Source organism: Achromobacter sp. Marseille-Q4962, assembly GCF_943737005.1.
In the GTDB taxonomy this organism is placed as follows: Bacteria; Pseudomonadota; Gammaproteobacteria; order Burkholderiales; family Burkholderiaceae_B; genus Achromobacter.
Window position 1 is genome coordinate 84,347 of the sequence record NZ_CALSFU010000012.1, and the last position, 13,411, is coordinate 97,757.

11 protein-coding genes are annotated in these 13,411 nt (G+C 67.4%); 9 read left to right on the forward strand and 2 right to left on the reverse strand.

Annotated features, from left to right (window positions below; genetic code table 11):
• Both NGJ44_RS12400 and NGJ44_RS12405 read right to left on the reverse strand, forming a co-directional pair.
• A complete protein-coding gene (locus NGJ44_RS12400; RefSeq protein ID WP_251864096.1) occupies window positions 1-1,257 on the reverse strand; it encodes an aminotransferase class III-fold pyridoxal phosphate-dependent enzyme in 1,257 nt (418 codons plus the stop codon).
• Between the two features lie 106 nt (window positions 1,258-1,363).
• Window positions 1,364-2,095, reverse strand: coding sequence for a GntR family transcriptional regulator (locus NGJ44_RS12405; protein ID WP_053243784.1), 732 nt, complete (start codon window positions 2,093-2,095; stop codon window positions 1,364-1,366).
• A 133-nt stretch (window positions 2,096-2,228) separates the two neighbouring features.
• On the opposite strand from NGJ44_RS12405, the gene NGJ44_RS12410 reads away from it, so the two are divergent.
• The 9 genes from NGJ44_RS12410 to NGJ44_RS12450 all read left to right on the forward strand — a co-directional run bounded on the left by NGJ44_RS12410 (window position 2,229) and on the right by NGJ44_RS12450 (window position 13,345).
• Window positions 2,229-4,457, forward strand: coding sequence for a penicillin acylase family protein (locus NGJ44_RS12410; RefSeq protein WP_251864097.1), 2,229 nt, complete (start codon window positions 2,229-2,231; stop codon window positions 4,455-4,457).
• A 74-nt stretch (window positions 4,458-4,531) separates the two neighbouring features.
• On the forward strand, window positions 4,532-6,079 hold the full coding sequence (locus tag NGJ44_RS12415) for an ABC transporter substrate-binding protein (protein ID WP_251864098.1): 1,548 nt from the start codon (window positions 4,532-4,534) through the stop codon (window positions 6,077-6,079).
• Between the two features lie 12 nt (window positions 6,080-6,091).
• Window positions 6,092-7,036, forward strand: coding sequence for an ABC transporter permease (locus NGJ44_RS12420; RefSeq protein WP_251864099.1), 945 nt, complete (start codon window positions 6,092-6,094; stop codon window positions 7,034-7,036).
• Complete coding sequence (locus NGJ44_RS12425) at window positions 7,029-7,922, forward strand: ABC transporter permease (protein WP_251864100.1); 894 nt, start codon at window positions 7,029-7,031, stop codon at window positions 7,920-7,922. The genes NGJ44_RS12420 and NGJ44_RS12425 overlap by 8 nt, the downstream gene beginning before the upstream one ends.
• Window positions 7,922-8,905, forward strand: coding sequence for an ABC transporter ATP-binding protein (locus tag NGJ44_RS12430; RefSeq protein ID WP_053243781.1), 984 nt, complete (start codon window positions 7,922-7,924; stop codon window positions 8,903-8,905). Before NGJ44_RS12425 ends, NGJ44_RS12430 begins: the two co-directional genes overlap by 1 nt.
• Entirely contained in the window at window positions 8,902-9,903 is a 1,002-nt protein-coding gene (locus NGJ44_RS12435) for an ABC transporter ATP-binding protein (RefSeq protein WP_053243780.1), read from the forward strand. The genes NGJ44_RS12430 and NGJ44_RS12435 overlap by 4 nt, the downstream gene beginning before the upstream one ends.
• Window positions 9,904-9,917: 14 nt before the next feature.
• Window positions 9,918-11,582, forward strand: a complete 1,665-nt coding sequence (locus NGJ44_RS12440; protein WP_251864101.1) for a N,N-dimethylformamidase beta subunit family domain-containing protein — start codon at window positions 9,918-9,920, stop codon at window positions 11,580-11,582.
• Between the two features lie 136 nt (window positions 11,583-11,718).
• Window positions 11,719-12,369 (forward strand): metallophosphoesterase, encoded by a 651-nt coding sequence (locus tag NGJ44_RS12445; RefSeq protein WP_353506955.1) that lies wholly within the window; start codon window positions 11,719-11,721, stop codon window positions 12,367-12,369.
• A 445-nt stretch (window positions 12,370-12,814) separates the two neighbouring features.
• Window positions 12,815-13,345 (forward strand): MarR family winged helix-turn-helix transcriptional regulator, encoded by a 531-nt coding sequence (locus tag NGJ44_RS12450; RefSeq protein WP_053243777.1) that lies wholly within the window; start codon window positions 12,815-12,817, stop codon window positions 13,343-13,345.
• Window positions 13,346-13,411 lie beyond the last annotated feature (66 nt).

The following is a 13,411-nucleotide window of genomic DNA, read 5'->3' on the forward strand; positions in this document are numbered from 1 at the left end:
TCACAGGGTCGCGGCCAGGCGCGAGAAGGCATGATCCGTGACCTGCAGCGCCAGGTCGATGTCCTGGGCCGTGTGGGCAAGGCTCAGGAACATGTTGTGCCGGTGGTGCAGGTAAATGCCTGCCTTGAGCGCCTCGGCCGCAAAGCGCGCGCCCTTGGCGTAGTCGGGATCGTCGTCGAACAGCACCAGCGGCAATTGCGCCGGCCCGGTCTGGCTGATGCCCACGCCATGCCGCGCCGCCTGGCGCGCCAGGCCCTCGCGCAGGCGTTGCCCCATCTGCTCGAAATGCCGCACGGCCTGCGCGTTTTCCAGCACGTCCAGCGTGGCCAGCGCCGCGGCCATGGCCACGCCGCCCATCCAGAACGAGCCGGTGATGTAGACCTGCTGCGCGCCCTGGCGGAAGGCGTCGTTGCCCGTCACCGCCGCCAGCGCATAGCCATTGGCGATGGCTTTGCTCCAGGCGCACAGGTCCGGCCGCACGCCCAGCGGTTCCCAACTGCCGTGCAACGACAGCCGCAAACCCGCGCGGACCTCGTCGATGACCAGGGCCGCGCCGGCGCGGTCGCACAGCTCGCGCGCGCGCCGGGCGAAGGCGGCCCGCGGCAGTTCCTGGGGCTGGCCGAGGTCATGGCGGAAGGCCGACACCAGGATGGCGGCCAGGTCGTCGCCCGCTTCGCGCGCGGCCGTCTCCAGGCTCTCGACGTCGTTATACCGGAAGTAGATGAGGTGGGCGCGGTCTTCGGCGGTGACGCCGGCCAGGGAAGGGCTGCACCAGGGCACCGCGCCGTGATAGGCGCCGCGGGCCAGCAGGATCTTGCGCTTGCCGGTGCCGGCGCGCGCAATGGTCAGCGCCGCGGTGGTGGCGTCGGTGCCGTTCTTCTGGAAAAGCGCCCAGTCCGCGTGCGGCAGCAGCGCGACCATGCGCTCGGACAGCTCGACCAGGCGGGCGGTGGGCCCGTTCATGCAGTCGCCCTGCAGGGCCTGGCGGCGCGCCGCTTCTTCCACGGCCGGATGCCGGTGCCCCGCGATGACGGGACCCCAGCTGCACATGAAATCGACGAACTCCCTGCCGTCGACATCCCACACCCGGCATCCCTGCGCCCGCGCGAAGTATTGCGGATACCCCGGCGGCAACAGCCTGGCGTTCAGGTGGCCGTACATGCCGCCTGGAATCACCTTTTCGGCGCGGCTGCGCAGCCGCGCGTCTTCGAGAACACTGCTACTGCCAGGAGTTACTACCATGGAGGTGGCGGTCATTTTTTTTCCTGTCGTTGCGTTGCAGGGGCCGGGCGTGAACACGATACATGATATATGATGTTTTGACGCAGGGTAAAGCCTTTGCCGCGGGCGCGATGCAAAACGTTCAGCCGCGCGGCTTGCGGCGCACCGATTTCGTCGAGGACTTCTTGATGGGTTCGGGCTCGGTGCCGTCGATGGTTTCGAGATAGGCGACGAACCTCTCGCCGCCCTCGATCAGGTCCTGCTCGACGGCCGTCGCGAGCGCATTGGCGTCGCCCTGCTTGAGGGCCGTGATGATGCGCTGGTGCTGGTGCTCGCCGCGATAGGTGGGATGCCCGTGCGGATAAAGGTAATTCAGGAGCGGGCCGGCCTGGATCCACAGCCGCTCGAGAATGTCGGTGAGCTGGCTCATGCCCGAACGGCGATAGAGGGCGAAATGGAAATCGAAGTTGGATTGCACCGCCTGCGGATAGTCTTTCACCTTCTCGGCGCGGATCAGCGTGGCGTGGATGTGCTCGAGCTCGGCGATGAAAGCCTCGTCGACATGGGGCAGGGCCTCGACCGCGGCCACCGGCTCGAGCATCAGGCGCAGCCGGCGGATTTCCATGTACTCGGCCAGCGACAGGCGGCGCGTGAGGAAGTAGTAGCCCGCCTTCATTTCGATGGCGCCATCGTTGGTGAGCAGCAGGATGGCTTCGCGCACCGGCGTTTCGCTGACGTTGAGGTCGGCGGCCAGTTCGCCGATCTTCAGCCGCTGCCCGGGCTGGAAGCGCCCGGACATCAGCCGGTCGCGCAGGGTGCGGTAGACCTGGTGCGTGAGGCTGGAACGGACGACAGAGGGTTTTGCGGTGGCCATGTTGTCTTTGCGGGTGGCGTCGGCCGATATTTTAGGGAATCTAGGTAGAACTACCGATATCGGGGCGGTTGAAGTAACACGATATATTATATATTGTGATTGCGAATCGAGGCGCTGCCGCATAGGAGGCCGGATGTCTGCATCCCTGGAAGTGTTGCGAGACCGTTGGGGAATTCCGCACGTGCGGGCCCGCGGTGTCGACGAGCTGTTCTACGCCAATGGCTATGTGCATGCGCAAGACCGCCTCTGGCAGATGGACGCGGCGCGCCGCCGCGCGGTCGGCCGCTACGCGGAGTGGGCGGGGGCCGAGGCGGTCGAGGCCGATGCGCTCGCCCGCCGCATGGGCGTGGCAGCCGCCTCGCGGCGCGACTACGAACATCTTTCCGGGCAGACCCGCCGCATGCTCGATTGCTACACGCAAGGCGTCAACGCGGCGATGGCGCAACTGCCCCTGCCCCGGGAGTACCGGCTGCTCGAAGAACGCCCCGAACCCTGGGAGCCCTGGCACTGCGTGGCCGTGATGCGCCAGCGCGGCCTGCTCATGGGCAGCATCTGGTTCAAGCTCTGGCGTGCCGCGGCGCTGCGCACCGTCGGGCCGCAAGCCGTCCGGTGGCTGCGCTACGATGACGGCGGGCAGGAGCGGCTGGTCGCCTCGCAGGCGCTGGCCGACGAGCCGCGCTGGATCGCCAGCCTGCAGGATCTGGAACCCTGCATCGAGGCCCTGCTGGCGCTGGCGCCGCCCGACGCCACGATCGCCGGCTCCAACAACTGGGCCGTCGCGGGCTCGCGCACGGCCAGCGGCCTGCCGCTGCTGGCCGGCGATCCCCACCGGATTTTCGAGATCCCCGCCATGTATGCGCAGCTCCATCTGAGCTGCGATGCCTTCGACGCGCTGGGGTTCTCGGTGCCCGGCGTTCCCGCGTTTCCGCATTTCTGCCATACCGATTCGGTGGCCTGGTGCGTCACGCATGCGTTCGCGGACATCCACGACCTGTATATCGAACGCTTCGACGACGCCGGCCGGCACGAAACGGAGCAGGGCTGGCAGCCTTCGTCCCGCCGCGTCGAACGCATCCGCGTCCGGGGCGGCAGCGACGTCGAGGTCGAGGTGACGACGACGCGCCACGGCCCGGTGATCGCCCGGCACGGCAATACGGGCGTGGCCCTGCGCTCGGTGCAGCTCGACCCGGTAGACCGTTCGCTCGATTGCCTGCTGCCGATGCTGCTCGCGCGCGACGTCCATGCCTTCAACGAGGCCTGCCGGCCCTGGGGTGTGATCGACCACAGCGTGGTTTCGGCCGATACCGCGGGGCACATCAGCGTCAACGTGCGCGCCATCGTGCCCGAGCGCGACCGCCTCAACGGCTGGCTGCCGGTGCCCGGGTGGACCGGGCGCCACGAATGGCGGGGGTTCATCCCCTGGGAACGCATGCCCAGGCAGGTGGATCCCGAAGACGGCCTGCTGGTGACGGCCAACAACCGAATCGCCGCCGATGGCCATGGCGACTATCTCTGCACCGACTGCCATCCTTCCACCCGGGCGCGCCGCATCGCCGAGCGTCTGGCGCCGCTGGCGCGCGCCGGCGTGGAAGACATGGTGTCCATCCTGGGCGACGTGGACAGCGCCCGGGCGCGGGAAATCGTCGCCCGCCTGATTGCCGTGCGGGTGGAAGACGAGGCCGCGCGGGCCTTGCAGGAAACCCTGCGCCAGTGGGACGGCCGCATGACGCCCGACGCGGCCGCGCCCACCGTCTATATGGCGGTGCGCCAGGAAATGACCCGTCTGCTGGCCGCCAGGTCCGGGCTGGACGGCGCGGCCACGGACATGTTCGCGACGCTCGCGGCGCCCGGCGTGGCGCCGGTCAACCAGCTCTGGTGGACGCTGCCCGAGCTCCTGCGCCGCGACGATGCGAGCCTGCTGGGCGGGGGTTCCTGGGACGAGATCATGGCGCAGGCGCTGGCTTGCACCGCCGCCAGGCTGCGGCCCGGCCCTTGGGGGGAGGCGCACAAGCCGGTCTACGCCCATCCCCTGGGCAGGCAGTTTCCCGGCGCGCTGCCCGCGCCGGCTTCGCACCCGGTGGCCGGCGACGGAGATTGCGTCAACGCCAATGGCGCCTATCCGACTTCGGGGCTGCCCGCGACCTACGGTCCCGTGGCGCGCTATGTGTTCGACACGTCCGACTGGGACCGCAGCCGCTGGATCGTATTCCACGGCAGCGCCGGCGAGCCCGGCGCGCCGCACTACAGCGACCAGAACCCGCTCTGGGCGAGATGCGAGCTGGCGCCGGCGCCGTTTTCGCGCGCCGCCGTCGATGCGGCCGCCGTATCGCGCCAGACGCTCGACGTGCCCGAAATTCCTTGAGCCGGGACGCGCGGCGTCCTCGTCCTCGTTCATCCGGTCTTCCGCGCGGCGGAAGCCTACACAAGGGGAACATCATGAAAACCCATCGGATCCTGACAGCCGCGGCACTGTGCTCGGCGCTGAGCCTGACGTGGACGGCCGCGGCGGCCGAGGAGATCCCCAGGAAGGGCGGCACGCTGGTGTATGCCAGCCTGTCCGGCCCGGGCACGCTGGACCCGCAGGTGGCGGCCAGCATGGTCGACCTGGAAGTCATACACCACCTCTTCGAGGGCCTGGTGACCATCGACTCCCACTACAACACCAAGCCTTTGCTGGCCCGCGAGATCAAGATCAGCGACGACCAGAAGACCTTCACTTTCCTGTTGCGCAAGGGCGTGAAATTCCACAACGGCAAGGTCATGACCTCGGCCGACGTAAAGGCCACGTTCGAGCGCTATGCCCGCGTAAGCCCGAACAAATCCGTGCTCGACGATGTGGCGGGCTACGACACGCCCGACCCCGACACCTTCGTCATTCGGCTGAAGAATCCCAATGCCGTGTTCCTGGACGTGCTCAAGACGCCCGTCTACCCGTTCGTCATCCTGCCCGCCGAACAGAAGGACAAGCCCGCGCGCGGCATCGACGTCATCGGCACGGGCGTCTTCAAGCTCGGGCAATGGGTCAAGGACAGCTACCTGACGATCCAGCGCTTCGACGACTATGTGCCCGACGACAGCGCCAGCGGGCCCGACGGCTTCGCCGGCAAGCGCACCGCCTATGTCGATACGGTGCGCTTCAACTTCGTGCCCGAAGCCAATGCGCGCGTGGCCGCCATGCAGACCGGCGAAGCCGTGTTCACCTCGACCATTCCGCCGGAGCTGGCCGCGCGCCTGAAGTCGCAGAAGCACCTGCAGGAAGTGACGGTCTACCCATACTGCCAGCAGTATTTCATCGTGAACTCGCAACAGCCGCCCACGGACAAGTCGCAGGTGCGCCAGGCCATCCGCACCGCGGTGCACGTGGACGACATCATGAAAGTCATCGGCGCGTCGAGGAAGAACCACTCCATGGTGTACCCGGACGGCGCCTACTACGGCGGCGAGGCCACCGACGGCCGCTATAACGAGAACGACCCTGGCAAGGCGAAGGCGCTGCTCAAGGAGGCGGGCTACCAGAACGCGCCCATCGTGCTGCAGACCAACAACAACTACGACTACATGCGCGACTCCATTCTGGTGCTGTCCGAGCAGCTCAAGAACGCCGGAATGAACGTGAAGATCGACATCACCGACTGGACCACCAACGCCTCCAACCTGCAGACCGGCAAGGGCAACTGGAACGTCTCGACCACCAGCTTCTGCTCCAACCCCATTCTCGGGCCCCAGCAGTGGCAGACCATGATCTACAACTTTCCGCACGTCAAGAACGACAAGGTGCTCGATGACGCCTACGACGCCTTCTACAAGACCCCGGATCTCGAAGGCCGCAAGAAATCCTGGCTCACCATCGAACAGCGCGTGCTCGACGAAGGCTACATGATCAAGGTCGCCGACCGGGGCAATGTGCAGATCATCAACACCCGCAAGGTCGGGGGCTTCGAGCCTTACTACATGAACCACTTCTGGAACGTCTGGCTGAAATAAGGACGGCGCGCCATGTACCGTATCGTGACCGCGCGCATTGCGCAGGCCCTGCCCGTCATGCTCATCGTGGCGATCCTGACGTTCCTGCTGATGCACATGCTGCCCGGCGATCCCGCCGTCATCATCGCGGGCGACCAGGCGGGCCCCGAGGCGATCGCCGCCGTGCGCCACAGCCTGGGCCTGGATCGCCCGGTGCCGGAGCAGCTCTGGCGCTGGCTCACGCACCTGGCGCAGGGCAACTTCGGCGATTCCCTGATCCTCAACCAGCCCGTGCTTCAGGCCGTCGCCGAGCGCCTGCCCGTCACGCTCTCGCTGGCCGCGGTGGCGTTCGCCATTACCGTGCCCGTGGGCGTGGCGCTGGGCATCGTCGCCGCCTACTGGCGCAATTCCTGGCTGGACTCGGCCGTCATGGGGTTCGCGCTGGTCGGGGTGTCGGTGCCCAGCTTCTGGATCGCGACCCTGTCGGTGATCCTGTTCAGCGTCAACCTGGGCTGGCTGCCGTCGGCGGGCTATGTGCCCATGTCGGACGGCTTCGGCGCCTGGCTGGCCGCCCTGATCCAGCCGGCCGTCGTGCTGGCGCTGTTCCAGATCGGCTTTCTCGCGCGCATGACGCGCTCGGAGATGCTGGAGATACTCGACCAGGATTTCGTGCGCACCGCGCGCGCCAAGGGGGTGTCGGAGTTCCGCACGGTGGGCAAGCATGCGTTTCGCAATACCCTGGTTTCGGTCGTGACCGTGGGCGGCTACATCCTCAGCCTGCTGATCGGCGGCTCCGTCGTGGTGGAGCAGGTCTTCGCCCTGCCGGGCATCGGCCGCCTGCTCGTGCAGGCCATCCTGGCGCGCGACTACCCCACCGTGCAGGGCACCATGCTCTTGCTGGGGTTCGCCTTTGTGTTGATCAATGTGCTGATCGACATCGTCTACACCTTCATCGATCCGCGGGTGCGCTATGACTGAGCTTGCCATCGACCAGGCCAATCCGGCGCAACAGCCCCAGGCCGGAGCCGGCATGCGGGTGGTCCGGCGCCTGTGGCGCCACCGCTCCTTCCGCATCGGCGCCGTCATCCTCGTGCTCATCGTCGCGGCCGCCATCCTCGGCCCCTGGCTCTATCCGTCGGATCCGATGGCGATGCGCATCGTCAACCGCTTTCACGCACCCTCGTGGGAATACCCCTTCGGCGCGGACCAGTATGGGCGCGACGTATTCGCGCGCGTGCTCTATGGCGCGCGACTGTCGCTGTGGATCGGGTTCACCGTGTCCATCCTGGCGGCCATCGGCGGGGCCGTCGTAGGCATGGCGGCCGGCTACTTTCCGTGGCTGGATTCGCTGCTGATGCGCGTCATGGACGCCTTGCTGGCCTTTCCGGCGATCCTGCTGGCGATCGGCATCAACGCCGTGCTGGGGCCCCAGATACACAGCGTCATCATCGCGCTGGCCAGCGCCTACGTTCCGCGCACCGCGCGCATCGTGCGGGCCTCGGTGCTGGTCATACGCCGGCTCGACTACGTCGATGCGGCGCGCATCAGCGGCGCGAGCGCGTGGCGCATCATCATCAAGCACATCCTGCCCAACACGCTGGCGCCCCTGCTGGTGTCGCTCACCTTCATTTTCGCCTACGCCATCCTGGCCGAGGCCACGCTGAGCTTCCTGGGAATCGGGCCGCCGCCGCCCATGCCGAGCTGGGGCAACATCATTTCGGAGGGCCGCGACTATGCCGTGGAAGCCTGGTGGATCATGCTGTTCCCGGGCCTGGCGATCAGCCTGTCCGCGCTGGCGATCAACCTGCTGGGCGACGGCCTGCGCGATGTGCTCGACCCGCGCCTGAAAGTGGAGGGCAACTGATGAGCCTGCTGGAAGTCGACAACCTGAGCGTGGATTTCCGCGATGACGCGGGCTGGACGCGGGCCGTCAGCGACGTGAGCTTCTCGCTCGAGGAAAATGCATCGCTGGGCATCGTGGGCGAGTCCGGCAGCGGCAAGAGCGTATGCGCCCTGTCGCTGCTGCGCCTGCACCACAAGCGCACCTCGCGCATGCCCGGCTCGCGCGTGCGCTTCGACGGCAGGGACGTGCTGGCCATGCCGGAGCGCGAGCTGCGGCAGCTGCGCGGCGCGGACATCGCCATGATTTTCCAGGATCCGATGACCTCGCTCAACCCCGTGCTGACCATCGCCGACCAGATCGGCGAAACCCTGCGGATCCACCAGGGCCTGGACAAGGCGGCCGCGCGCCGCCGGGCGGCGCAACTGCTGGACATGGTGCGCATTCCCGACGCCGCGCGGCGCCTGGATGAATATCCGCATCGCCTCTCGGGCGGGATGCGCCAGCGCGTCATGATCGCCATGGCCATCGCCTGCCGGCCCAGGCTGCTCATCGCCGACGAGCCCACCACCGCGCTGGACGTGACCATCCAGGCGCAGATCATGCAGCTGCTGCGCGAGCTGCAGGCCGAGATCGGCATGTCCGTCATTCTCATTTCCCACGACCTGGGCCTGGTGGCCGAATTCGTCGAGCGCGTGATCGTCATGTATGCCGGCCACATCGTGGAAGAGGCCGCCGCCGCCGACCTGTTCGAGCGGCCCTTGCATCCCTATACGGAGGGACTGTTGCACGCCATTCCCAACCTGGACGACGACGCGCCTCGGCTGGCGGCCATCCCGGGAAACATTCCCGCCGGCGGCGCATGGCCGCGCGGCTGCCGGTTCGGCCCGCGCTGTGCGCTGGCGCGGCCCGAGTGCCTGGCCGCGCCCGTACCCCTCGAAACGCTGCGCGACGGACGCCTGTTGCGCTGTCCGCCGCGCCGCGCGGCCTCGGAGGCGCGCGCATGACGGCCGAACCCATTGTGCAGGTCAGCCGCCTGACGCGCGATTTCAAGCTGGGCCGCGCCGCGGGCCGGCACGCGGTGCTGCGCGCGGTGGACGACGTCAACTTCGACATCGGGCGCGGCGAAACCCTGGGACTCGTGGGCGAATCCGGGTCCGGAAAATCCACCATCGGCCGCATGATGATCGGCCTGCTTGCCCCCTCGCAGGGAGACATCCGGCTTTTCGGAAAATCGATTACCGGCGGCCAGGGCCGGGCCAACCTGGCCGCCGTGAGGCGCCGGCTGCAGTTCGTGTTCCAGGACCCGTATTCCTCGCTCAACCCGCGCATGCGCGTGGGCGATGCCGTGGCCGAGCCCATGGACATCGCCGGCCGCACCCCGCCGCGCGAGCGCCAGGAACGCATCGCCCAGCTGTTCGAGATGGTGGGCTTGCCGCCCGCCTTCGCCACGCGCTTTCCCCACGAATTCTCCGGCGGGCAGCGGCAACGCATCGTCATCGCCCGGGCCCTGGCCCTGAACCCCGACTTCGTGGTCTGCGACGAGGCCGTCGCGTCCCTGGACGTTTCCATGCAGGCGCAGATCGTCAACCTGCTGATGGACCTGCAGGACAGGCTGGGCCTGAGCTACCTGTTCATTGCCCACGACCTGGCCATCGTCAAGGCCATCTCGCACCGCGTGGCGGTGCTGTATGCCGGCGAGGTCGTGGAAATCGGCGACAAGCGCCGCCTGTACGCCGCGCCGCGCCATCCCTACACCCAGGCCCTGTTGCAGGCCGTGCCCCGCCCGGTCGTGGGCCGCGTCCGCACGCCGCCCATCAAGGGAGAGCTGCTGAGCGTGCTCAACCGGCCCCAGGGCTGCAGCCTCAGCCCGCGCTGCCCGCACGCCGCCGAACGCTGCCGCGCGGAGAAGCCCCGGCTGCGCGAAGTGGAGCCGGGCTGGCAGGTGGCCTGCCATTTCCACGAATCCATCCGTCCGGCGCAGCCCGGATCTTCGTCTTCATGAAAGGAAGCCGCGCGATGTCCCGCCCACGTCCCGAATTCGGTTCCCTCAACCAGCGCGCCCGTCCCACGGGCATCATGCATCCCGATCAGGGCTGGCATCTCTCGCACTGGTATGAGGCGCCGCGCGAAGACCCGGCCCAGCCGGAAGTCTATGTGTACACCGATGCCATGTCCTATGCGCCGGGCGACGAAGTCATCTTCCACGGATCCAGCACCGCGCCCGGCATAAGCCTCGAAATCTGGCGCGACGGGCTGCGGCCCGAATGCGTCTATGCGCGGGACGGCATCGCCGCGCCCTTCGCGCCCATGCCCGCCCACGCCTATCGAGACGGCTGCCAATGGCCCGAGATCGACCGCTGGACCGTGCCGGCCGCAACCCCCAGCGGCTTCTACCGCGTGGCCGCATGGTGCCAGCGGCCCGACGGCTCGCGCTTCCTGCAGCATCACTGTTTCGTCGTGCGCCCGCCGGCCGGCCAGCCCCGCCAGCCAGACCGTTTCCTTTTCCTGCTCTGCACCTCGACCTGGACGGCCTACAACGACTGGGGCGGCGCCAACAGCTACGACGGCATCGACGGCCCGCAGGGCAAGGACTTCTCGCCCGTCTTGAGCACCCGCCGGCCCTGGACCCGCGGACTGGTGTGGCTGCCGCCGGGCGCGCCGCGCCTGTGCGACCCCGTGCCGCGCGAACCCTGGGAAGCCCCGCGCTACCCCACCAAAGAGTGGGCCTACACCAACGGATACGCCCAATACTATGCCTCCTCGGGCTGGGCCCAGTTCGAGCGCCACTTCGCGCTCTGGGCTGAGCGGGAAGGGTATGCCTTCGACTACCTCACCCAGACCGACCTGCACTACCGGCCCGAAATCCTGCAGGCCTACGGCGCCGTCGTGATCGCCGGCCACGACGAATACTGGACCCGCGAAATGCGCGAAACCATCGACCGTTTCGTCGAGGACGGAGGACGCGTCGCGCGTTTTGCCGGCAATTTCATGTGGCAGATCCGGCTCGAAGACGAGGGCGCCCGGCAAGTCTGCTACAAGGCGCGCGCCAAGGACGAAGACCCCGTGGCGGGCGGGCCCGACCATGCCCGCCTGACCGGCGCCTGGGAAGAACTGGCCGTCAACTGGCCCGGCGCGGCCACCTTCGGCGTCAACGGAATGCGGGGCGTGTATTCCTCATGGGGCGGATTCGCTCCCCGCGCCAGCCGCGGCTTCACCATCTACCGCCCCCGCCATTGGGCCTACGCGGGGCTGGACGTGCACTACGGCGACGTCATGGGCGCCCAGGCCGGCATCTTCGCGTATGAGGTCGACGGGCTCGAATACACCTTCCGCCACGGCCTGCCGTATCCGACCCACGAAGACGGCGCGCCCGAAGGCACCGAAATCCTCGCCATGTCGCCGGCGCTGTACGGGGAGGAAATGCACGACGGCGAAGGCTTCCGCTACTACCTCAAAGACGGCGGCCTGGCGCGCAAGGCCGAAGCCCTCAGCGGCGACGCAAGCCCCGAATCCATCGCCCGTCATCAGTACGGTTCCGGCATGATCGTATCGTTCCGGCGCGGCAAGGGCGAGGTGTTCACCGCCGGCAGCTGCGAATGGGTCATGGGCCTGACCCGCAACTGCCCCTACACCCAGGGCGTGACGCACAACGTGCTCAGGCGGTTTCTGGCGGGCGGGTGAGGGGAGGGCGGGCAGGCTCGGCCCTCATGCTGGCCGGCCAGCCAAGTATCATGAGCGCGATCATGAACACGCGCCGCCAGAAACATACATGAAGTCAGGAACGGAGTCCGGCAATTGCCGCGTTCGGCGCTTTGGCTTGAACGCCAGGGGCCGCGACCTGGCCGTAGGCGACATCCACGGCCATTTTAACCGCCTCGACGCCGCGCTGACGGCCATCGGATTCTCGCCCGGGCGCGACAGATTGTTCGCCGTGGGCGATCTCGTGGATCGCGGGCCGGAATCCGCCGACGTCCTGGCGTGGCTGGAGCGGCCCTGGTTCCATGCCATCTGCGGCAACCATGACCTGATGACCTGGCGGCGGGCCCTCAACGACCCGATTCCCGACGTCGACCATCTTGCCCATGGCGGCAGATGGCTGGATGCCTGCGATGGCCCCACCCGGGCACGCATCGCAGCATGCCTGCGGGCCTTGCCGCTGGCGATCGAGGTGGAAACGGCGAACGGCGTCGTCGGGCTGGTCCATGCCGACTTTCCGTACGACGATTGGCAAGCCATCCATGGCGCTGCCTTCAGCCCGGAAGACGAAGACGCCTGCCTGTGGTCCATAGACCGCTATCGGATGCAATATGCCCGGCCCATCCGAAACGTGCGCGCCGTGGTGCACGGGCACATGACACTGCGCGAACCGACCCAGCTCGGCAATGTCTATTACATCGACACCGGCGGATGGCAGGACGGCGGAAGGTTTACGTTGCTGGATCTGCATACGCTCAAGCCTGGGCGATGAGTTTCCGTTTCCCGCCCTCGGGCCGGAAACCGCCAAATCGACGAGTCTGGACGCAGTCGTCCAAGGAGCTGCCGCTGGACGACGGGCCCAACCGCGCGCGCCGTTCTGCTATTCCCTGATCGCCGCGCGCATTCGCCGCCACGATGCCTTTTGACCGGAGCGGCGTCATGAAGTAAAACCTGCCGCCGCCTGCCCCGGTTTTCCGTACCGTGCTGATCGCATCTTTTCGCTTGGCATCGGGCTGTGTCCGACCGGCACCATGTCGCGCAGCGATCTCGCGGATTGCCTCCGGCCCGACCCAGACGCCCGGCGGCGGGCATTGCGCCCCGACGTTCTCGCGCGAACGGCACAGGCAGGCGACATGCGCTCGCGCGTCGCCGGCGTCAAAGCGCGGGCATGCGGAGCATGTTTGACTATTTGGACATAGCCTGTTTCCATACCGACGATGACAGACAACCCCGATCTCAAAGGACTTCAGTCTCGGCGTTCCAAGGGCCTGAGCCGGCTGCTGTTGCTGGCCCGCCGGAACTTTGTCCTGGCCATTGGCAATGTGATCAGCGAAACCGGCAATCCAAGCGTGCCCGACTCGTGCATGATGCTGTTGCCGCACATCGACCTCGAAGGAACACGCAGTACCGAAATCGCCCAACGGGCCGGCATGACCAAGCAGGCGGTGACACAGTTGATTCAACTGATGGAGCGCCACGGTTTGGTGCAGAAACTGGTCGATCCCCATGATGCGCGGGCGACGCTAGTCTCGTTCACCGATCAGGGCATTGAATATCTCACCGGCATGCATGCCGCGATCGACCGTGTTGAGCATGATCTGGCCAGCAAGCTGGGCAAGGCGCAGATGAAAAATCTGCGCGCCGCCCTGGAAATAATGGCGTACCAGTGGCGGCCGGACGCGAATCGAGCCGGCCGCCAGGTCACGGGGCGCGCGGATGCAAAACGGATGCGCCCGCGCGGGCAATAATGACTTTCCGCTGGCGCACGGCATTCCTCCCTGCGAGTTTCCCGTATCGGCCACGGTCGGCAGCGG